18 protein-coding genes are annotated in these 21115 nt (G+C 35.5%); 16 read left to right on the forward strand and 2 right to left on the reverse strand.

Going from position 1 to position 21115, the window contains the following annotated elements; translation table 11 throughout:
* Positions 1-57: 57 nt before the first annotated feature.
* The 5 genes from GIY83_RS19285 to GIY83_RS19305 all read left to right on the forward strand — a co-directional run bounded on the left by GIY83_RS19285 (position 58) and on the right by GIY83_RS19305 (position 6199).
* Positions 58-1113, forward strand: coding sequence for an aldose epimerase family protein (locus tag GIY83_RS19285; RefSeq protein WP_208682937.1), 1056 nt, complete (start codon positions 58-60; stop codon positions 1111-1113).
* A gap of 58 nt (positions 1114-1171) precedes the next feature.
* Entirely contained in the window at positions 1172-2332 is a 1161-nt protein-coding gene (gene galK, locus GIY83_RS19290; protein ID WP_208682939.1) for a galactokinase, read from the forward strand.
* Positions 2333-2348: 16 nt separating this feature from the next.
* The gene (locus GIY83_RS19295; protein WP_194615092.1) at positions 2349-3404 is read left to right on the forward strand and encodes a UDP-glucose--hexose-1-phosphate uridylyltransferase; all 1056 of its coding nucleotides are present in this window, start codon (positions 2349-2351) and stop codon (positions 3402-3404) included.
* Positions 3405-3626: 222 nt separating this feature from the next.
* A complete protein-coding gene (locus GIY83_RS19300) occupies positions 3627-5312 on the forward strand; it encodes a sodium/sugar symporter (RefSeq protein WP_194615091.1) in 1686 nt (561 codons plus the stop codon).
* A 104-nt stretch (positions 5313-5416) separates the two neighbouring features.
* Entirely contained in the window at positions 5417-6199 is a 783-nt protein-coding gene (locus GIY83_RS19305) for an SDR family oxidoreductase (RefSeq protein WP_208682941.1), read from the forward strand.
* A 163-nt stretch (positions 6200-6362) separates the two neighbouring features.
* Here the strand turns inward: GIY83_RS19305 and GIY83_RS19310 are convergent, their stop codons facing one another.
* Entirely contained in the window at positions 6363-7229 is an 867-nt protein-coding gene (locus GIY83_RS19310; RefSeq protein ID WP_194615089.1) for an AraC family transcriptional regulator, read from the reverse strand.
* A gap of 109 nt (positions 7230-7338) precedes the next feature.
* Here GIY83_RS19310 and fucP point away from each other — a divergent pair, with 109 nt between their 5' ends.
* The 5 genes from fucP (at position 7339) to GIY83_RS19335 (ending at position 13058) form a co-directional block, all read left to right on the forward strand.
* On the forward strand, positions 7339-8622 hold the full coding sequence (gene fucP / locus GIY83_RS19315; protein ID WP_208682943.1) for an L-fucose:H+ symporter permease: 1284 nt from the start codon (positions 7339-7341) through the stop codon (positions 8620-8622).
* 9 nt (positions 8623-8631) lie between these two features.
* Positions 8632-10287, forward strand: a complete 1656-nt coding sequence (locus GIY83_RS19320) for a UxaA family hydrolase (protein ID WP_208682945.1) — start codon at positions 8632-8634, stop codon at positions 10285-10287.
* Between the two features lie 37 nt (positions 10288-10324).
* Positions 10325-11089: an SDR family NAD(P)-dependent oxidoreductase gene (locus tag GIY83_RS19325; protein WP_208682947.1), complete on the forward strand. Its 765-nt coding sequence runs from the start codon at positions 10325-10327 to the stop codon at positions 11087-11089.
* 52 nt (positions 11090-11141) lie between these two features.
* Complete coding sequence (locus GIY83_RS19330) at positions 11142-11990, forward strand: fumarylacetoacetate hydrolase family protein (RefSeq protein ID WP_208682949.1); 849 nt, start codon at positions 11142-11144, stop codon at positions 11988-11990.
* Between the two features lie 234 nt (positions 11991-12224).
* Positions 12225-13058 (forward strand): amidohydrolase, encoded by an 834-nt coding sequence (locus tag GIY83_RS19335; RefSeq protein ID WP_194615084.1) that lies wholly within the window; start codon positions 12225-12227, stop codon positions 13056-13058.
* 312 nt (positions 13059-13370) lie between these two features.
* On the opposite strand, the gene GIY83_RS19340 is transcribed toward GIY83_RS19335, so the two are convergent.
* Positions 13371-14630, reverse strand: coding sequence for an NAD(P)/FAD-dependent oxidoreductase (locus GIY83_RS19340; protein ID WP_208682951.1), 1260 nt, complete (start codon positions 14628-14630; stop codon positions 13371-13373).
* Between the two features lie 101 nt (positions 14631-14731).
* Between GIY83_RS19340 and hutH the strand changes: the two genes are divergently transcribed.
* From hutH to GIY83_RS19370, 6 genes are all read left to right on the forward strand, one after another.
* The gene (gene hutH, locus GIY83_RS19345) at positions 14732-16252 is read left to right on the forward strand and encodes a histidine ammonia-lyase (protein ID WP_208682953.1); all 1521 of its coding nucleotides are present in this window, start codon (positions 14732-14734) and stop codon (positions 16250-16252) included.
* Between the two features lie 38 nt (positions 16253-16290).
* Positions 16291-17538: a WG repeat-containing protein gene (locus GIY83_RS19350; protein ID WP_208682955.1), complete on the forward strand. Its 1248-nt coding sequence runs from the start codon at positions 16291-16293 to the stop codon at positions 17536-17538.
* A gap of 85 nt (positions 17539-17623) precedes the next feature.
* On the forward strand, positions 17624-18355 hold the full coding sequence (gene fabG, locus GIY83_RS19355; RefSeq protein WP_194615080.1) for a 3-oxoacyl-ACP reductase FabG: 732 nt from the start codon (positions 17624-17626) through the stop codon (positions 18353-18355).
* Positions 18356-18532: 177 nt separating this feature from the next.
* Positions 18533-19768, forward strand: coding sequence for a beta-ketoacyl synthase (locus GIY83_RS19360; protein ID WP_194615079.1), 1236 nt, complete (start codon positions 18533-18535; stop codon positions 19766-19768).
* On the forward strand, positions 19761-20015 hold the full coding sequence (locus tag GIY83_RS19365) for an acyl carrier protein (protein WP_065451716.1): 255 nt from the start codon (positions 19761-19763) through the stop codon (positions 20013-20015). The genes GIY83_RS19360 and GIY83_RS19365 overlap by 8 nt, the downstream gene beginning before the upstream one ends.
* Positions 20015-20893 (forward strand): lipid A biosynthesis acyltransferase, encoded by an 879-nt coding sequence (locus tag GIY83_RS19370; RefSeq protein ID WP_208682958.1) that lies wholly within the window; start codon positions 20015-20017, stop codon positions 20891-20893. Before GIY83_RS19365 ends, GIY83_RS19370 begins: the two co-directional genes overlap by 1 nt.
* The last annotated feature ends 222 nt before the right edge of the window (positions 20894-21115 follow it).

The following is a 21115-nucleotide window of genomic DNA, read 5'->3' on the forward strand; positions in this document are numbered from 1 at the left end:
GGTATGCAAACGTAAATAATGTTTCTATTTTTGGATTTCACTTTTGGCAAAAATAATATGGAAATAAAACATATATCGCATTTTCAAAACGGATCTGTATCTAAATCATTTGGTTTAATGCCCGATAAGGAAGAAATTCTTTCTTTTGAATTATCTAATAAAAACGGAATGAAAGTTCAGGTCATTAATTATGGCGCTACTGTAACTTTATTACAAATTCCGGTTTCGAATGGTAAACTTGTTGATGTTGTTTTGGGTTTTGATACTTTAGAATCATATCTGGCTTCTTATAATTTACCAGGCGCTCCTTATTTTGGGACCACTGTTGGCCGTTATGCGGGAAGAATTAGTAAAGGTTCTTTTAAATTAAACGACAAAACATACCAGTTGAACATCAACAATAACGGAAATGCATTGCATGGCGGAAATGTTGGTTTTGGACAAAAGGTATGGAATGTTACCAATATTACTTCAGGCGATAATCCGTCGATTACACTGAGTCTTTTGAGTGAAGATTTAGACGAAAATTTTCCGGGAGAATTACACGTTGATTTAACCTATACTTTAACCGAAGACAACGAACTGAAGCTGGAATACAAAGCGACAACAACACAAGATACGGTTATCAACTTGACGCATCATAGTTATTTTAATCTTGATGGTCATGACGGAAATGTTCTGGATCAGACCATGTTTATTGATGCTGAAAAAATGCTGGAAACAGATTCAGTTAATATCCCAAGCGGAAACTTTACTGCTCTTGCCAATCATGATTTCGATTTTAGAACGACTAAAAAATGTCCGGCAATTATTGACAATTCGTTTGTAATTGAAGCTACAAATAATGCTGTTGCAAAATTATACAGTGCTAAAAATAATTTGCAAATGAGCGTTTACACTGATCAGCCAAGTGTACATATATATGTAGGCGGTAAATGTTCTGACACATTAAAAGGAAAAGAAAATATAAACTACCATACCACAAGCGGAATTTGTTTTGAAACTCAAAATTTTCCGGATGCACCAAATCAGGAACATTTTCCAAATTCGGTTTTAAGAAAAGGTGACGAATACCATCAAACAACGGTTTATAAATTCGAAAATATAAACTAATATTTTTTTAAAGAAAAGTTCAAAAATTACAAGATAATACCATTTCAATTACATCATAATGAATGACATTTTAGTACAGAACACCACTGCTTTTTTTGAGAAATCTTTTGGATCAGCTCCTCAAAAAGTAGTACTTTCTCCAGGAAGAATCAACATCATTGGGGAACATATTGATTATAATGACGGTTATGTTTTACCAGCTGCAATCGACAAAGTTATTTGTTTTGCTTTTGCGAAAAACGATACCAAAAAATCGCTAATAGTTGCCATCGATTTAAACGAAGATTTTGAAATTGATCTGACTCAGCCAGTCACATTAAGCGATGTAGTCTGGACCAATTATATCCGCGGCGTTATCAAACAATTGCAGGATAACGGATTTGTGTTTGAAGGTTTCAACTGTGTTTTTAGCAGTAACATTCCGGTGGGTTCCGGATTATCTTCTTCTGCTGCTTTAGAATGCGGAATGATTTTCGGTATCAGGGAACTTTTCGATCTGAAAATTGAAAAAGTAGATATTTCTTTATTAGGACAAAAAGCAGAACACTGGGTAGGTATCAATTGTGGCATTATGGATCAGTTTTCGAGCGTTCATGGTGTAGAAAACAAAGTGATTAAATTAGATTGTAATACGCTTGATTTTGAATATCACAATGCCGATTTTAAAGATTACTCTTTAGTGTTATTTGATAGTAATGTAAAACATTCGCTTTTTACATCTGAATACAATACCCGTAGAATTGAGTGCGAACAAGGATTGGCCATTATTAAAGAAAATTTTCCTGCTATAAAAAGTTTCAGGGATTGTACCGAAGAACAACTTTTGAGCATTCAGGACAAAATAAGCCCAACTGTTTTTAAAAGAGTGCATTATGTTGTTAAGGAAATTAACCGCGTGATAAAGGCTTGTGAGGCTCTGGATAACGGAAATATAGAACTTTTAGGACAATTGCTTTTTGAAACTCATTACGGTTTATCGCAAGAATACGAAGTAAGTTGTGCAGAGTTGGATATGCTTGTAGATAACGCAAAAGCTGATGATGCAATTATTGGATCGCGACTTATGGGAGGTGGTTTTGGTGGCTGTACCATCAATTTGATTAAAAAAGGACATGAAAATGAGGTAAAAAGTAAGTTTTCAAATCTTTATTTAGATACATTTGGGATTGAATTAAAATTCTATGATGTAAAAATCTCAAACGGAACAACACTACTTTAATACCACAAGAATTACAATGAAAAATTTTGACATTAACGAAGATCCACACAGACGTTTTAATCCCTTAATTAATGAATGGGTTTTAGTATCACCTCATCGAGCAAAACGCCCCTGGCAAGGACAAAACGAAACAATTGCAACCGAAGCATTACCAAAATACGACCCAACTTGTTATTTGTGTCCGGGAAATGTTCGCGCTAACGGATTAAACAACCCAAATTACGAAAGCAGTTTTGTATTCGAAAATGATTTTGCTGCCATGAAGCAGGATGAAATTATTTTTGAAGAAGATATTAAACACACTTTCTTTAAAGCTAAACCGGAACAAGGAATTTCGAGAGTGGTTTGTTTTTCGCCACGACACGATCTTACGTTACCGGAAATGGAAATTGACGGAATCGAAAATATCATCAGAACCTGGCAAAAAGAATATACCGATTTAGGGAACATAAAATACATCAACCACGTTCAGATTTTTGAAAATAAAGGAAGCGTGATGGGCTGCAGTAACCCACACCCGCACGGGCAAATCTGGGCGCAATCATCATTGCCAACTCAGGTCGAAAAAACACAAAACAGCCTGAAATCTTATTTTGATAAAAATAACAGAACCCTTCTTGAAGATTACCTGCAAGCCGAATTAAAAACCGGAGAACGTATCGTAATCGAAAATGATCACTTTGTAGCATTGGTTCCGTTTTGGGCAATCTGGCCTTACGAAACGATGATCATCAGCAAAAGAGCGCTTAATAAAATTACTGATTTTACGGCTGAAGAAACTAATGCGTTTGCTACAATTTTAAAGCAATTAACGATCAAGTACGACAATTTATTTAGCACTTCATTCCCATATTCATCAGGAATTCACCAGGCACCAACAGATGGTTTAGAGCATCCTGAATGGCATTTTCACATGCATTTTTATCCGCCGTTATTGCGTTCGGCAACAGTTAAAAAATTCATGGTGGGATATGAAATGTTAGGCGAATCACAACGTGATATTACACCTGAAAAAAGTGCCGAAATTTTAAGACAACAATCTGATGTGCATTATAAATCGACTGGAAAATAACCTGTAAAAGTCCATTTATAAGAAGGTCATTTTAAAATTTAACACAATAATTTATTTATAAATGTAAAAAATACATTTGTAGTAGTATATTTGTAATTATTTATTTTACTTTTGGCTTTCGTTCTTATTTCGTAAAAAAATAACAGAATAAAAACACATATCACATTTTAAACCAAATTAAACAAACAATCACCTATACTAATTTTTAAAATACTACTAACAATGAACCAGAACCTCGCTTTCGCAGATTATGCGGTTTTTATTATTTATTTTATCGTAGTTTCTGCCTACGGTTACACGGTTTACCGCAAGCGTAAACAAGACGAACAAGATGCCAAAGCTTACTTTTTGGCTGAAGGAAACTTAACCTGGTGGGCTATTGGAGCATCTTTGATTGCCTCAAATATTTCAGCAGAACAATTCATCGGGATGAGCGGTGAAGGTTTCTTTTTAGGAATCGCTGTTGCGGCTTACGAATGGCTTGCTGCTATCGCTTTGATTATTGTAGCAGTTTGGTTTATTCCTGTATATCTTAAAAACAAGATTTACACGATGCCTCAATTCTTAAAAACACGTTACAACGAATCTACTGCATTAATTATGGCGGTTTTCTGGTTGTTTTTATATGTATTTGTAAACTTAACTTCTATTCTTTATTTAGGAGCAGTTGCTATTAATGGTTTAGCCGGTGGAGAATACCTTCACGTGATCATGATAGGTTTAGCAGTATTCGCTTTATTCATCTCTTTAGGAGGTATGAAAGTAGTAGCTTATACAGATGTTATTCAGGTTGCTGTATTAATTATTGGTGGTTTGGTAACTTCGTATATCGCCCTTACAACTGTTGGACAATATTTTGGAGTAGGTGAAAATGCTATTGCCGGTTTCAAAGTTTTAATGAGAGAAGCTCCTGAGCATTTCAAAATGATTATTCCAAAACCAACTGCAAATTCTTCTCAACTTGAAATTGATAAATATTTGACTTTCCCAGGTTTAATGTCGTACTTGGCTGGTATCTGGATCATCAACTTAAACTACTGGGGATGTAACCAATACATTACTCAAAGAGCTCTTGGTGCTGATTTGCAAACTGCCCGTACAGGTATTTTATTTGCAGGTATGCTAAAATTATTAATGCCATTAATCGTAATGTTACCTGGTATTGCTGCTTACGTTTTATACACAAACGGACATTTACCTCAACTTGTTGGAGGAAAAGACGGAGCTTATTCTGCTGTATTGACATTCTTGCCAACTGGATTAAAAGGACTTTCAGTAGCGGCTTTAACTGCTGCAATTGTAGCTTCATTAGCCGGAAAAGTAAACAGTATCTCCACTATTTATACTTTAGATATTCATAAAAAATACATCCAAAAGGATGCTGGCGAAAAACAACAAGTAAACATTGGTAGAATTGCCGTTTTTGCTGCAATGCTTTTAGCTGTTTTATTTACATGGAATGACATCTTAGGAATTGGCGGAGTTGGTGGATTCACCTACATCCAAAAATATACAGGATTTATTAGCCCTGGAGTTTTTGCTATGTTCTTCCTTGGTATGTTCTGGAAAAGAACAACAGGAACTGCAGCAATTGTGGGTGTAATTTTAGGATTTGTTTTATCTGTATTATTCAACGAATATGCTCCGGCTTTATTCGGAAACGAAACTTTATTATACACAGCGTATAATAACGGAAAAGGTGCTTTTGAAATTCCTTTCCATATTTGTATGGGATTATCATTCTTCTTTACAATGTTAGCAATGATTGCAATCAGTTTTGCAGGACCAAAAGTAAATCCTAAAGCATTTGAAATCGATGCTGAAATGTTTAAAGTAAAACCACAAACTACAGTTTTAATCGTAATTACATTATTAGTAATTGTAGCTTTATACGTTAAGTTCTGGTAATATAGAACGTTTTAATTCTCTCTATTTTTATAGCTGTTGTCGTAAAGGCAACAGCTATAAAATTATAAACCAGTTTGTATTTTTCATCTTTAATAAAAAATATCATGCAACTATCCCTTACCAATAAAATTATCATAGTAACAGGCGGTGCAAAAGGAATTGGACTTGGCATTTGTAATGTATTAGCAAGCGAAGGTGCCATACCCTTTATTGTAGGCCGAAATGAAGAGGACAACAATAAAGCAGTAAATGAAATTAAAGCTTCCGGAAAAGAAGCCTTTCAGGTTGTTGCCGACTTAACAAAACCGGAAGAATGCAAAAAAGCAGTCGAAGCTGTTATAAAACAATGCGGACGAATTGACGGATTAGTCAACAATGCCGGCGTAAATGACGGAGTTGGTCTGGAAAAAGGCAATTATGAAGATTTTGTTGCCTCTTTGCATAAAAATTTAATTCATTATTATCTAATGGCGCAGCATGCGTTACCTTACTTAATTGAATCAAAAGGAGCGATAGTCAATATTGGCTCAAAAACTGCCGAAACCGGACAGGGAGGAACATCTGCCTATGCTGCTTCAAACGGAGGCCGAAATGCTTTAACCAGAGAATGGGCTGTTGAATTATTAAAGTACAGCATTCGTGTCAATGCGGTTGTAGTGGCAGAATGCTTCACGCCTCTTTATGAAACATGGATCAATACTTTCGAAAATAAAGAAGAAAAACTGGCATCCATTACACAAAATATTCCTTTCGAAAACAGAATGACAACAGTGGATGAAATTGCCAATATGGTTGTTTTTCTTTTATCCGAAAGATCAAGCCACACTACAGGGCAAATTATTTATGTTGATGGAGGTTACACTCATTTAGACCGTTCGATTTCTTAAAGAAAATGGGCGCTACCATTAAAATAAAACTGAAAAAATAAAACACGAATTTCACTAATTGACACTAATTAATTTATTTGTGAATTAATTTAACGAACTAAGCTAGTCTCTTAGTATCTGTGCAAATTCGTGAAATTCGTGTTTAAAATTGAACTACGATTCATTAAACTGCAGCACTCTTTTTAAATTCGCTGGGAGTCATTCCCATAAATTTTTTAAAAAGTTTATTAAAGTTAGAGGCCGTTTTATAGCCGCATTCATAGGCAATCTCAGACATGCTCAAATCGGTTTCTAATAAAAACTTGCAAGCCTTAGAAACCCGAATTTCGTTTAAATATTCTACAAAACTTTTCTTTGTTTTTAGCCTGAACATTCTACAGAAAGAAGTTGGCGTCATATTGGCAATTGCGGCAATTTCAACCAGGACGATATCTTTTTTATAATTTTCATTTACATATTGAAAAACTTCCGAAAGCCTGTCTTTTTTAGCATCTTTATGTGCCGTAGAATAAGCTTCATTATTGATATAAATCCTATCCTCACTTTCTGATAGCAATGATAAAATTTCAAAAAGACCAATAATTACTTCAAAATCTTTTTTCAGCAGCAGTTTTTCTAATTTTTTAGCAATCTGTTTATTTGTTTTTCCAATGATCGAAATTCCCTTTCCTGCCTGAAAAAACAATTCATTTATTTTCTGTGTTTCTTTTAATTCGTAAAAAGCAGGGCCAAAAATATCTTTGCTAAAATAGACCACAATAGCATTTGCTTTTAAAGTCGAAATTCCCTGATAATACATTTCATCATTCAGCCAAACGTGCGGAAGATCTGAACCCAAAAAAACCATATCGCCGGGCTCAAAAGGCATAACCGAATTGCCAATGATTCGCTTTCCAAAACTCTCCTTTACATACACCAATTCCAGTTCCGGATGAGAATGAAATGGCGATTGAAAAAACGATTCCTCACGATTAAGAACCGAAACTGTAGAGTTGGTGTAGGATGTTATTTTGGTTTGCTCTAATTTCATGGAGACAAAGATAATTAAAGATTAAACAAGGATAATATCGGATTACTAACTAAGCTGTAAAAATTATAATTTTAAATTTTATTAAACGTAAAAATAATCCCAAAAAAATATGAAAGAAGCCGTTTTTCCAGAATATGACACCAGTACAAAAGTCAAGACTTCAAAAAAATGGTTGTTGCCCTACATTTTAGTGACAAGTTTGTTTTTCTTTTGGGGATTTGTGCATAATCTCGATCCTATTTTAATTCCGCATTTGCGCAAAGCATTCAGCCTGACAGACTTTGAATCTTCACTTGTAGACTCGTCGGTTTTTATCGCTTATTTTGCCATGGCACTGCCTGCGGGGTTTATCATGAGAAAATACGGCTACAAATCAGGAATTCTTGTTGGCTTACTTTTTTTTGGTATTGGATCTGTTTTATTTGTTCCCGCAGCAAATTCGCTCGAATACAGTTATTTTCTGGGAGCATTATTTATCATTGCCTGCGGATTGACTTTTTTAGAAACTGCAGCAAATCCGTATGTTACTATTTTGGGACCTCCAGAAACGGCTACACAACGACTTAATTTTGCACAATCCTTTAATGGTCTTGCCGCATATATTGCCCCAGCCTATATTGGTCCGCTTATTTTATCCAACAAAACCTTATCTCCTGAAGAAGCAAATGCAATGTCAGATGCTCAAATGCATGCTTATGTGGTAGCAGAAGCAGCCAGTGTAAAAATGCCCTACTTAACTTTAGGACTAATCATTTTAGTAATAACCGTAATTTTCTATTTTACTCCAATGCCCGATGTAAAAGAAAAATCAACAACCGAAGTGAGCAGTTTTAAAGAAGCCTTTAAATCTATCAAATTGAAATGGGGAATTTTAGCGCAATTTTTCTATGTAGGGGCACAAGTTTGCATAGGTAGTTTTTTCATTAAAATGGCCACAACATCGGCTAATTTATCCGAATCATCGGCAGCAAAATATTTAGGTCTTTTTGGATTGTTTTTCATGATTGGCCGTTTTGCGGGAACCTATTTTATGAAATTTGTTGAACCCAAAAAACTATTATTAGTATACTCTTTTATCAATATAATACTTTGTACGATAGCCATTTTAGGCAACGGAATGTTAGTCATTTATACCTTAATCGCCATTGCATTCTTTATGAGCATCATGTTCCCTACTATTTTCTCGATGGGAATAGACGGACTTGCTCACAACACAAAAATAGGATCTTCCTTAATCGTCATGTCTATTGTGGGCGGAGCAATACTGCCACCAATTTTAGGTGCCATCTCAGATCATACCGAAAGTATCCAGAACGGATACATTGTTCCTTTAATTTCATTTTTAATAATCGCCCTTTTTGCTTACAAAGGACAACAACAAACCAGACAATAAAACAATATCATGCCCGAGAATAAAACAAAAAAGCAAGTCGTAAAATTGCATCCAGACGATAACGTATTGGTAGCATTATCTGACTTGCAAAAAGGAGAAAGCATATCTTTTGAATCTGAAACATTCATTCTACAAGACCTCATCAAAGCAAAACATAAATTCTATACCCAGGATATGATCAAGGGGCAAGAAGTAATTATGTACGGCGTTCTGGTAGGAAAAGTGCAAAGTGATATCAGCAAAGGAAGTTTAATGACGACCGAAAACTTAAAACATGCCGCCGATCCTTATGCCTACAGAAATGCTTCTTACGAATGGCAGGCTCCTGATGTTTCTAAGTACAAGAACAAAACTTTTAAAGGTTATAAACGAAATGACGGCCGCGTTGGTACGGCCAATTACTGGCTTTTTGTTCCAACGGTTTTTTGTGAAAACAGAAATTTAGATGTTATTAAAGAAGCACTTCACAATCAGTTAGGCTATGCCGTGAGTGACAAATACAATCAGTATACACACGAATTATTACAGGGTTACCTTAACGGAGATGATATCGAAAGCATTAATATTGAACTGAATCCAACGCCAAAAAACAATCGCGTTTTTGAGAATGTCGACGGAATAAAATTTTTAAACCATCAGGGAGGCTGTGGAGGCACGCGTCAGGACTCTGCCACTTTAAGTGCTTTACTGGCTTCTTACGCCAATCATCCAAACGTAGGCGGAATAACGTTATTGAGTCTAGGATGCCAGCATTTGCAAGTACAGGATTTTGTAAATGATGTAAAAAAACAAAACCCTCAATTCGACAAACCTTTACTGATTTTCGAACAACAACAAACCAAAAGCGAAGAAGCTTTAATTACAAACGCCATCAAAAAAACATTCGAAGGTTTAATCGAAATCAATCAATACGAAAGAACCGATGCGCCTTTAAGCGAATTATGCATTGGTGTAAAATGTGGAGGAAGCGATGGTTTCAGCGGAGTATCAGCAAATCCGGCCGTTGGTTATACTTCTGATTTGGTTGTCGCTCTGGGCGGAAAAATTCTTTTAGCCGAATTTCCCGAATTATGCGGTGCCGAACAAAATTTAATTGATCGTTGCATCACCAAAGAAACTGCCGAAAAATTTATTGATTTAATGGAATCTTACGATGCCTTAGCGCATAAAGTGGGTTCCGGTTTTCATATGAATCCCTCTCCGGGAAATATAAAAGACGGTTTAATTACAGACGCTATAAAAAGTGCCGGAGCAGCCAAAAAAGGAGGCACTTCTCCCGTTGTTGATGTTTTAGATTATACTGAGCTGGTTACCAAATCAGGATTAAGTTTAGTCTGCACGCCCGGAAATGATGTAGAAGCCACAACCGGAAAAGCAGCTTCCGGAGCTACCTTGATTTTATTTACAACCGGATTAGGAACCCCAACCGGAAACCCTGTTTGTCCGGTAATAAAAGTAGCGACGAACTCTGTTCTGGCAACAAAAATGAGCGATATTATCGATATTGATTGTGGCCCTATAATTAGTGGCGAAAAATCGATCGAAGAAATGGGCGAAGAAATTCTGGACTATTGCATCAAGGCAGCCAGTGGAGAAATTATTCCGAAAGCGGTACAATTGAATCAGGATGATTTTATTCCGTGGAAACGAGGCGTATCTTTATAAAATCCAATCAAAAAAAATAACTTTTAATTTAAGTAAAATGTTTTCATTAAAAAATAAAAAAGCAATCATAACCGGAGGCGGAAGTGGAATTGGAAGAGCGATCTCTGTTTTGTTTGCCAAACAAGGAGCCGAAGTTCATGTTTTAGAACTGACTCTTGAAAGTGCCCAAAATACGGTTGAAGAAATAGAATCAAACGCAGGAATTGTTTTCGCTCATGCCTGCGATGTTGCCAATCATCAGGAAGTAAAAACTACTTTTGAAAAAATAGGAGCTATTCATATTTTAGTAAACAATGCAGGAATTGCACATGTGGGAAAAGTAGACACTACTTCAGAATCTGATTTTGACCGCATCATGAGTGTCAATGTAAAAGGCGTTTATAATTGTTTACACGCTTCAATTCCCCCACTAAAAAGCGCTGGCGGAGGTGTTATTTTAAATCTTGCTTCGATTGCCTGCTGGGTCGGAATTCCGGATAGATTCGCATATTCTACAGCAAAAGGCGCGGTTATGGCCATGACTTTATCTGTTGCAAAAGATTACTTAAAAGAAAATATCAGATGCAATTCGATATCTCCGGCAAGAGTACATACTCCATTTGTTGATGGATTTATTTCGAAAAATTATCCGGGACAAGAAGCCGAAATATTCGAAAAACTATCCCAGTCTCAACCTATTGGCCGCATGGGAAAACCAGAGGAAATAGCAACGCTTGCTTTGTTTCTTTGCAGCGATGAATCTTCATTTATTACCGGTTCTGATTACCCAATTGACGGAGGTTTTATCAAATTAAACAATTAAAAAAAATAACTTTTACAGTTAGAAAAATATAATACTATTAAAAAAAGAGAATATGAAACTAATACGATTTGGAGCAGCCGGTCAGGAAAAAGCCGGAGTTTTAATAAATGATAAAAGAATAGATGTTTCGTCTGTAGTAACAGATTATAACGAAGCTTTTTTTGAAAATGACGGACTTGCAAAATTAGAAGAAGCTTTAAAAAACAACACTTCTTTTCCGGAAGTAAGCAACGATATTCGATTGGGTTCGCCAGTGGCGCGACCTTCAAAAATTATTTGTATTGGCTTAAATTATGTAGATCATTGTGAAGAAACTGGCGCTGCAATTCCAGAAGAGCCAATTATTTTCTTTAAATCAACAACTTCGCTATGCGGACCAAACGATAATTTAATCATTCCTAAAAATAGCGACAAAACCGACTGGGAAGTGGAGCTTGCTTTTGTAGTAGGTAAAAAAGCGAGTTATGTTGCCGAAGAAGATGCGCTGGATTATCTTGCCGGTTATTGTTTATTGAATGATTATAGCGAAAGAGCTTTTCAGATCGAGCGTGGCGGACAATGGGCCAAAGGAAAAGGATGTGATACATTTGCTCCCCTTGGACCAATTTTGGCAACTGCTGACGAGATCGAAGATGTCAACAATTTATCCATGTGGCTTACTGTAAACGGTAAAAAATTCCAGAACAGTAATACTTCTAATTTAATTTTTAAGATTCCATTTTTGATTCATTATTTAAGTCAGTTCATGACACTTTTACCGGGCGATGTTGTAAGTACAGGAACACCTCCGGGAGTTGGACTTGGAATAAAACCAGATCCTGTTTACATCAAACCGGGAGATGTAATTGAGTTAGGAATTGAAGGATTAGGCACCAGTAAACAAGTTGCCGTAGCGTATTAAAATTACCTGTTGGGTATAATTTTAAAAAAATAACACATAGAAACATAGATTTTTTTTTGCTAAAAGAATGCAAAAAAGAAATACATTTCTTTCACATAGCTAGTCCCGAAGCTTCGGGATGAATTTTAAATAAGTGAAACGCCTTTTTTGAGGGTTTAAAATCTATGTTTCTATGTATTAAAACTAATTACACCCAACGGGTTAAGAATTGTATTTTGCAATTAATCTATATAAATGAAAATCGACAGCCACCAACATTTTTGGAAATACGATCCCATTAAAGAGGCTTGGATTACTCCTGAAATGGCAGTAATTCAAAAGGATTTTCTGCCTCAGGATCTGAAGCCACTTTTAAGTCAAAACAAATTCGACGGTTGTATTGTGGTTCAGGCAGATCAAAGCGAAAATGAAACTCATTTTTTGCTTGAACTGGCTCGTGAAAATGATTTTATAAAAGGTGTTGTAGGTTGGGTCGATTTTAAAGCTCCAAATATAGAGCAACGATTAGAATATTTTTCAGGTTTTAAAAAACTAAAAGGATTCAGGCATATTTTTCAGGCCGAAACAGATCCGGAATTTATGCTTCGAAATGACTTTTGTAACGGAATTGGCAAATTAGCAAAGTATAATTTCACTTATGATATTTTAATTGGTGCTCAACATTGGCCTTTTGTTACCCAATTCATACAAAAGTTTCCGGAGCAATATTTTGTACTTGATCATTTGGCAAAGCCTGATTTTAAGAAAAGTGATTTCACTGAGTTTGAAAAAACAATTCAAAACATTGCAAAGAACCCAAACGTATTTTGCAAAGTTTCAGGTTTGGTTACAGAGACGCATTGGCACAACTGGAAACCGGAAGATTTTAAAACCGCTCTTGACATCGTTACCCAAAACTTCGGAAGTGATCGTTTAATGTTCGGAAGCGATTGGCCCGTTTGTTTATTGTCTGCCAATTACTCCGAAGTAATTGCCTTAATAGAAAACTATTTCGCATCGTTTTCTACTGCAGATCAAAAGGCTCTCTGGGGAAATAACGCCGTGAGTTTTTATAATTTAGAAGTATAGTTTTTTACTTAATATTTATTTTTTGAAGAATTAAAGACCTTCTAAGGATGGTCTTTTTTTGTTTCTAGAATTATATTCCGTAGGGATATTTCATTGGTAGTAGAAAAGTATTCCGATAAAAATATTCTGTTAGGAATATCTCATCGGTAGAAAAAAAATAATATCGTTGCGCGTTGTGTCCTGTAGGAACACCTGCTTTTATGAAAACAAAACATCTGCCACGTTAATCAAACATTCCTATGGAAGGTATAACTACAATTCTAATTTTTTCTACCGATGAAACATTCCTACGGAATGACTTAAAAAAAAGCCCTATAAATTAGGGCTCTGTTTTTCTTCTTTCTGCATATTCAATAAATACGCCATATTTGCTATCACATGATCGTGTTTCTTCACAAATGGATTTTCTTCGTTCCAGACATATCCTGCCAAAACTGAACATATTTTTTCTTTTACATCAGGGTTTTCGGGTTGGTGGAAGAATAAAGTCTGAAGGTTTCCGGTGTACCATTCTTTCACGTAAGTTGTAAAAACAGCAATACCGCGTTTCATATATTCTGTAAATTCAACTTCCCAGTCTACTTCGATTCCTTGCGATTCTTTTAGGTATAGTTTTGCGGCCAGCATTCCGGATTCAGTCGCAAAAGCAACTCCTGATGAAAAAACAGGATCTAAGAATTCAGAACTATTTCCCGTAAGGGCAAAACCATCTCCGTACATTCTTTTTACAGCTCTTGAATAATTCTCGAGTTTTACCGGTTCGAATAAAAACTCTGTTCCTTTAAATCTTTTGATATAATAATCCGATTTTTGAATCGCATTGCGCAAAGCTTCGGCATTGTCTTTATTTTCAGATAATGAATTGATGAAATCTGTTGGTCCCACAACTCCTAAACTTGTATTTCCGTTTGAGAAAGGAATCACCCACAACCAAACTTCGGTTTCCAGAATATCAAATGAAATCTGCGTTCCCTCTTCACCTTCGGTTCTGTTAATATCTTTTACGTGTGTAAATATCGAAGAATGCGGATCTAATTTTGAGGGTGTATCAAGATCTAATAGTCTTGGCAGAACGCGACCGTATCCGCTGGAATCGATAATGAAATTAGCATGAATTTCTTTTAGATTTCCGTCCTTATTTTTTACGATGGTTTTAGATTTTTTTCCTTCAAAAGAAACTTCCAGAACTTCTGACTCAAATTCCAGATCAATACCTTTTCTAATCACTTCCTGCGCCATTGTATTGTCGAAATCAGCTCTTGGCACTTGCCAGGTCCAATCCCAGCCTTCTCCAAATTTTTTACTGAAATCAAAAACACAAATTTCTTCTCCTCTAATAAATCGGGCACCTAATTTTTTCTCGAATTTCATTGCATCGAGACTTTCAAAAAGTTCGGCTTCCGCAAAATGATCCATTACCCGCGGTATAAGGCTTTCGCCAACCACCAGTCTTGGAAACTTTGTTTTTTCAACAACTTTTACCTTAACATTGTTTTTATGAAGATAAGATGCTGACACACATCCAGAAGGTCCCGCACCAATCACCAAAACATCTACAAACTCCTTTATCATATTAAAAATATTATCAATTATTAGCCTACATTTGCCATCATCAAAATAACTACATTTATTTTGATAAATAAAATTAAATTAGCACAATCAAAACCAGTTTAATGAATACAATTAATGAATATTTAAGTTTAGCAGAATTCGAATCTATCATTTTTGGAAATAACAAGGTTTCCATTAGCGATGCTGTTTTAAACCGGGTAAACGAAAGCTTCAATTTTCTGAAAGAATTTTCAGGAAACAAAGTAATATATGGCGTAAATACAGGTTTTGGCCCAATGGCTCAATACCGCATTAAAGAGTCTGACCAAATTCAGTTACAATACAATTTAATCAGAAGCCACTCTTCGGGGACAGGAAAACCTTTGAGCCCGGTTTGTGTAAAAGCAGCAATTTTGGCCCGATTAAATACTTTATCATTAGGTAATTCCGGAGTTCATCCGTCAGTAATTCACCTAATGGCAGAATTAATCAACAGAGATATTACTCCTCTTATTTTTGAACACGGTGGTGTTGGTGCCAGCGGAGATTTAGTACAATTATCACATTTAGCTTTGGTTTTAATCGGCGAAGGCGAAGTTTTTTATAAAGGAGACAGAAGACCAACTGCTGAAGTTTTCGAAATTGAAGGTTTAAAACCTATTCAGGTAGAAATTAGAGAAGGTCTGGCTTTAATCAACGGTACATCTGTAATGACCGGAATTGGAGTTGTAAATGTTCATCATGCTAATAAATTATTAGACTGGTCATTAAAAGCTTCTTGCGCCATAAACGAATTGGTTCAGGCTTACGACGACCATTTTTCTGAAGAATTAAATCAAACCAAACGTCATAAAGGACAACAGGAAGTGGCGGCAAGAATGAGACAAAATCTTTCTGACAGTACTTTGATCCGTAAAAGAGAAGATCATTTATATTCAGGAGAAAATACCGAAGAAATCTTCAAAGAAAAAGTTCAGGAATATTATTCTTTAAGATGTGTACCTCAAATTTTGGGTCCGGTCTTAGAAACCATCAATAATGTTGCTTCTATTCTTGAAGACGAATTCAACTCAGCGAACGACAACCCTATTATAGATGTAAAAAACAAACACGTTTATCACGGAGGAAACTTCCATGGCGATTATATTTCGCTTGAAATGGATAAACTGAAAATTGTTATTACCAAACTAACGATGTTGGCAGAACGTCAGTTGAATTATTTATTGAATTCAAAAATCAATGAAATTCTTCCTCCATTCGTAAACTTAGGAACATTAGGATTCAATTTCGGAATGCAGGGCGTTCAGTTTACTGCAACCTCAACAACTGCCGAAAGCCAAATGCTCTCTAACCCAATGTATGTACACAGTATCCCGAACAACAACGACAATCAGGATATTGTAAGTATGGGAACCAATGCAGCGGTTATTACCTCAAAAGTGATCGAAAACTCTTTTGAAGTTTTAGCAATCGAACTAATTACAATCGTTCAGGCAATTGATTATTTAGTACAAAAAGATCAAATTTCATCGGTTACTAAAAAATGGTACGACGATATTCGAAATATAATTCCTACATTTAAAGAAGATCAGGTCATGTACCCTTTTGTTCAAAAAGTAAAAGATTACCTGATCAACAGTTAAACTTTATTTTACAGTATTAATATTGAACCTTAAAAATCATGAAAAAACCACTTATTTTTTTATTCGTATTATTTATTCAATTTGTTAATAGTCAGGAATTGGCTTTAGTTAAGAAGAACGGTAAAATTGGATATATTTCTAAAGATGGAAACTTTAAAATCGAGCCTCAATACAAATCGGCAAAAAGCTTTTCTGAAGGTTTAGCTGCGGTTGAAGATAATGGAAAATGGGGATTCATCGATGCTAAAGGAACATGGGTAATTCCGGCCACTTTTAAAGATACTAAAGAATTTAACAGCGGAATTGCAGTAGTACAAAAAGATAAGGATTGGGTTTATATTAATACAAAAGGAGAAGTTCAGACACCTCCGGCTACAGAAAAATTATTTGATTTTAATGACGGGGTTGCTTTTATAAGACAAGGCAAAAAAGTGGGATTAATCAATTCAAAAATGGCTGTTGTCCTAGAACCAAAATACGATCAGATCAAATCTTTCGAAAATGGTTATGCAAGAGTAGAAAACAATAAAAAATGGGGAATTATTAATACTTCCGGGAAAGAATTAGTAGAACCTGTTTATGATGAAATAGGTAATTATTTCAAAAACACAACCTGGGCAAGAAAAGATAAAACTTTTGGACTGGTAAGTGCCGGAAACTTTATTGCGGTAGATGGTGCTGACAAAATCTGGGATTTTGAAATTCAGGATTTAACGTATGCCCGAAAAGGCGGTAAAATTGGTTTTATTGACATAAAAGGAAACTGGACAATTCTGCCTATCTACGACAAAGCAAAAGCATTCTCTAAAAATTTAGCTCCGGTTTGTATAGGATCTAAATGGGGATACATTAACCCAAAAGCTGAGTTCGTAATCCCGCCAACGTATAGCGATGCAGAAGTTTTTAGTTCAAACGGATTAGCTCCTGTGAAAGAAAAAAACTGGGGATTTATTAATGAATCAGGAAAATTGGTCATCCCAACTCAATATGGTATTACAGCAAATGGCTTCGTTATTGCTTTGTTTGTACAACAAGACAAAGGTTTTATTGATGGCATTGCAAGAGTAAAAAATGAAGGTAAATGGGGATTTCTGAGACCTGACGGAACTGTATTAAGCAACCAATGGTTTGAAAACGCTGAACTTTTCTCGAAATCAAAAGAAAGAAACAACGTAAGCGATGTTGCTGCCGAAAAGCCTAAGACCGAAACAAAACCAACAGCAAAGTCAGAAACAAAACCGGCTACAAAACCGGCTGCGAAACCTGCAGCCAAAAAGAAGAAATAATATCTATTAATCTATAAAATACAAATAGGGTATTGCCTGTAAAAAAGCGATACCCTATTTTGACCATAAAAAATAAATTCTACATATGAAATGTGTATTAGTAACCGGCGGTTCAAGAGGAATTGGAAGTGCTATTTGTAAAAAATTAGCCGTTGAATCTAGTTATCATATTCTGATAAATTATCATTCGAACAAAACTGCTGCCGAAGAAACACTTCAGGAAATACAAAAATTAGGCGCAAGCGGAGAAATCTTAGGTTTTGATGTTTCTAATTATGAAGAAGTGCAAAAAACATTAACACAATGGCAGGAATCAAATCCTGAAGCGATTGTAGAAGCAATTGTAAACAATGCCGGAATTACAAAAGACGGTCTTTTTATGTGGATGACTCCCGAAGACTGGAACGGTGTGGTAAACACCAGTTTGAACGGATTTTTTAATGTAACGCAATTTTTTATTCAAAAAATGTTGCGCAATAAATACGGCCGAATCGTAAATATGGTTTCTGTTTCCGGCGTAAAAGGAACGGCAGGACAAACCAATTATTCGGCTGCAAAAGGTGCAATTGTTGCTGCTACAAAGGCGTTAGCGCAGGAAGTTGCCAAACGAAATATTACTGTAAATGCTGTAGCTCCTGGTTTTATCAGAACCGATATGACAAGCCAGTTAGACGAAAAAGAATTATTAAAGCTAATTCCCGTAAATCGTTTTGGCGAAGCTGAAGAAGTAGCAGATTTGGTAAGCTTTTTGATTTCAAAAAAAGCAAGTTACATTACAGGCGAGATTATCAATATAAACGGAGGAATATATTCTTAACAATACTATGTTTGTTAAGTTTTTTATTTAACGTAGAAAATTGCTCGCAAAGGCGCAGAGTCGCAAAGTTTTATTAAAGAAAGAATTAAAAAGAAGAACTTTGCGACTCTGCGCCCGATAGCTATCGGGATTGCGAGATTAAAAAAATTACACTTTAAAAAATTACTTTGAAAGACGATGAATAAGAGAGTTGTAATTACTGGAATGGGGATTTATTCTTGTATCGGAACTTCTTTAGATGAAGTAAAAGATTCTTTGTACAACGGAAAATCCGGTATTCAGTTTGATGCTGAAAGAAAAGAATTTGGTTTTCAATCTGCCCTTACGGGAATGGTTCCAAAAGCTGATCTAAAAAATTTATTGACCCGAAGACAACGTATGAGCATTGGTGAAGAAACCGAGTATGCTTATATGGCTACAATCGAAGCATTAAAAAATGCCAATATTGATGATGATTTTTTCGACAATCGCGAAGTAGGTATTATGTACGGAAATGATAGCGTTTCAAAAGCTATTATCGAAGCTACAGATATTGTACGTGAGAAAAAAGACACTGCACTAATAGGTTCCGGAGCTATTTTTAAATCGATGAATTCTACGGTAACGATGAATTTATCTACGATTTTTAAACTCCGCGGCATCAATCTTACCATAAGTGCAGCCTGCGCAAGTGGCTCGCATTCTATTGGTCTGGCTTATTTTTTAATAAAAAGCGGATTTCAGGATATTATTATTACCGGAGGCGCTCAGGAAATCAACAAATTTGCCATGAGCAGTTTTGATGGTTTAGGTGTTTTTTCCAACAGAGAAAATGAACCTGAAAAAGCTTCACGTCCATTTGATGCCGATCGCGACGGATTAATTCCTAGTGGCGGTGGTGCGACTTTAATTCTTGAAAGTTACGAATCTGCAATAGCTCGTGGCGCTAACATTATTGCCGAAGTTGTGGGTTACGGATTCTCATCAAACGGCGGACATATTTCGACTCCTAATGTCGAAGGTCCATCTATAGCCATGCAACGAGCGCTTGATGACGCCCAACTAAAAGCAACCGACATTGATTATATAAATGCTCATGCGACCTCAACTCCTGTTGGAGACGGTAATGAAGCCAAAGCTATCTTTGAAGTTTTTGGCGAGAAAAATCCGTATGTAAGCTCTACAAAATCAATGACAGGACACGAATGCTGGATGGCCGGAGCGAGCGAAGTAATTTATTCTATCTTAATGATGCAGCACGATTTCATTGCTCCAAACATCAATTTAGACAATCCAGACGAAGATGCAGCCAAATTAAATTTGGTCAAAACTACTTTAAACAAAAAATTTGACATATTTTTGTCCAATTCCTTCGGGTTCGGAGGAACCAACTCTGCGTTGGTGGTTAAAAAGTTTAAATTAAACGATGAATAAAGAAGAGATTATAGCAAAAATAAATGGTTTTTTAGTTGAGGAGTTTGAAGTAGATAATGATGATATTGAACCAGATGCTAATTTAAAAGATACACTTGGGTTAGATAGTTTGGACTATGTTGATTTAGTCGTTTCAATCGAAGCCAATTTTGGTGTAAAACTGGTTGAAGTTGATTTTGTTGGGATTGATTCTTTCCAAAGTTTTTATGATCTTATTGAAAACAAACTAAAAGCCAAAACTGCTTAATGAGCAAATGGGATGGCAAATCAAAAGGAACTGTTTTAGGGTATCGGATATTCGTTTTTCTTATAAAAAAAGCGGGTGTTAAAGCTGCTTATGTTTTACTTTATTTTGTTGCTTCTTATTATTTTTTATTTCTAAAGAAAAGTAACAAAGCCATTTCTTATTATTTTAAAGAAAGGCTTGGGTATTCCTGGTTCAAATCTAAAAAAATGGTTTTCAAAAGTTATTACACTTTTGGGCAAACCATCATTGATAAAATTTCCATTTCGGCAGGAATGCGAAATAGATTTACCTATGAATTTGACGGAATCGAAATCCTGAAAAATCTTTTGGCAGAAAAAAAAGGAGGCGTTTTAATCAGTGCTCATATTGGGAATTTTGAAATTGCCGAACATTTTCTAGGTGATATCGACATCGATTTTCAAATTAATTTGGTCACCACAGATCTCGAACATTCTGCAATAAAGAATTATTTAGAAAGCGTTACCCAAAAACCCACTGTTAAGTTTATTATTATCAGAGAAAATTTGTCTCATATTTTTGAGATCAATGCAGCACTTTCTAAAAACGAATTGGTTTGTTTTACCGGCGACCGTTATTTTGAAGGTACCAAATCACTTTCTGAAAAAATACTTGGTGAAGATGCTAATTTTCCTGCAGGTCCGTTTTTAATTGCTTCAAGATTAAAAGTGCCTGTAGTTTTTGTGTATGTAATGAAAGAACCCAACCTGCATTATCACTTGTATGCACGTGAAGCCGTAGTTAAACATCGTGACGAAAAAGGATTGTTGAAAGCGTATATTGAAAGCGTAGAATCTATGCTGAAAAAATATCCTTTGCAATGGTTCAACTACTTTGATTTTTGGAATCAATTGAAATAAAAATAAACTATTAAAGGTAAATTTAACAGCAAAGTCCGCAAGGTTTTTTATCTAATGCTATGTTTAGAAAACATAAAGTTCACAAAGCTTTGTATTGATTTAGCTTTGCGAACTTTGTGTTTTTATAAAATCTGATGTGTATAAAAAACCTTGCGAACTTTGCGGTTAAAATCGAAGCCACAGATTAAAAGATTAAAATGATTTTGTTTCACGCAGATTTGC

This window comes from Flavobacterium sp. SLB02 (assembly GCF_009664855.1).
Classification (GTDB): Bacteria; Bacteroidota; Bacteroidia; order Flavobacteriales; family Flavobacteriaceae; genus Flavobacterium.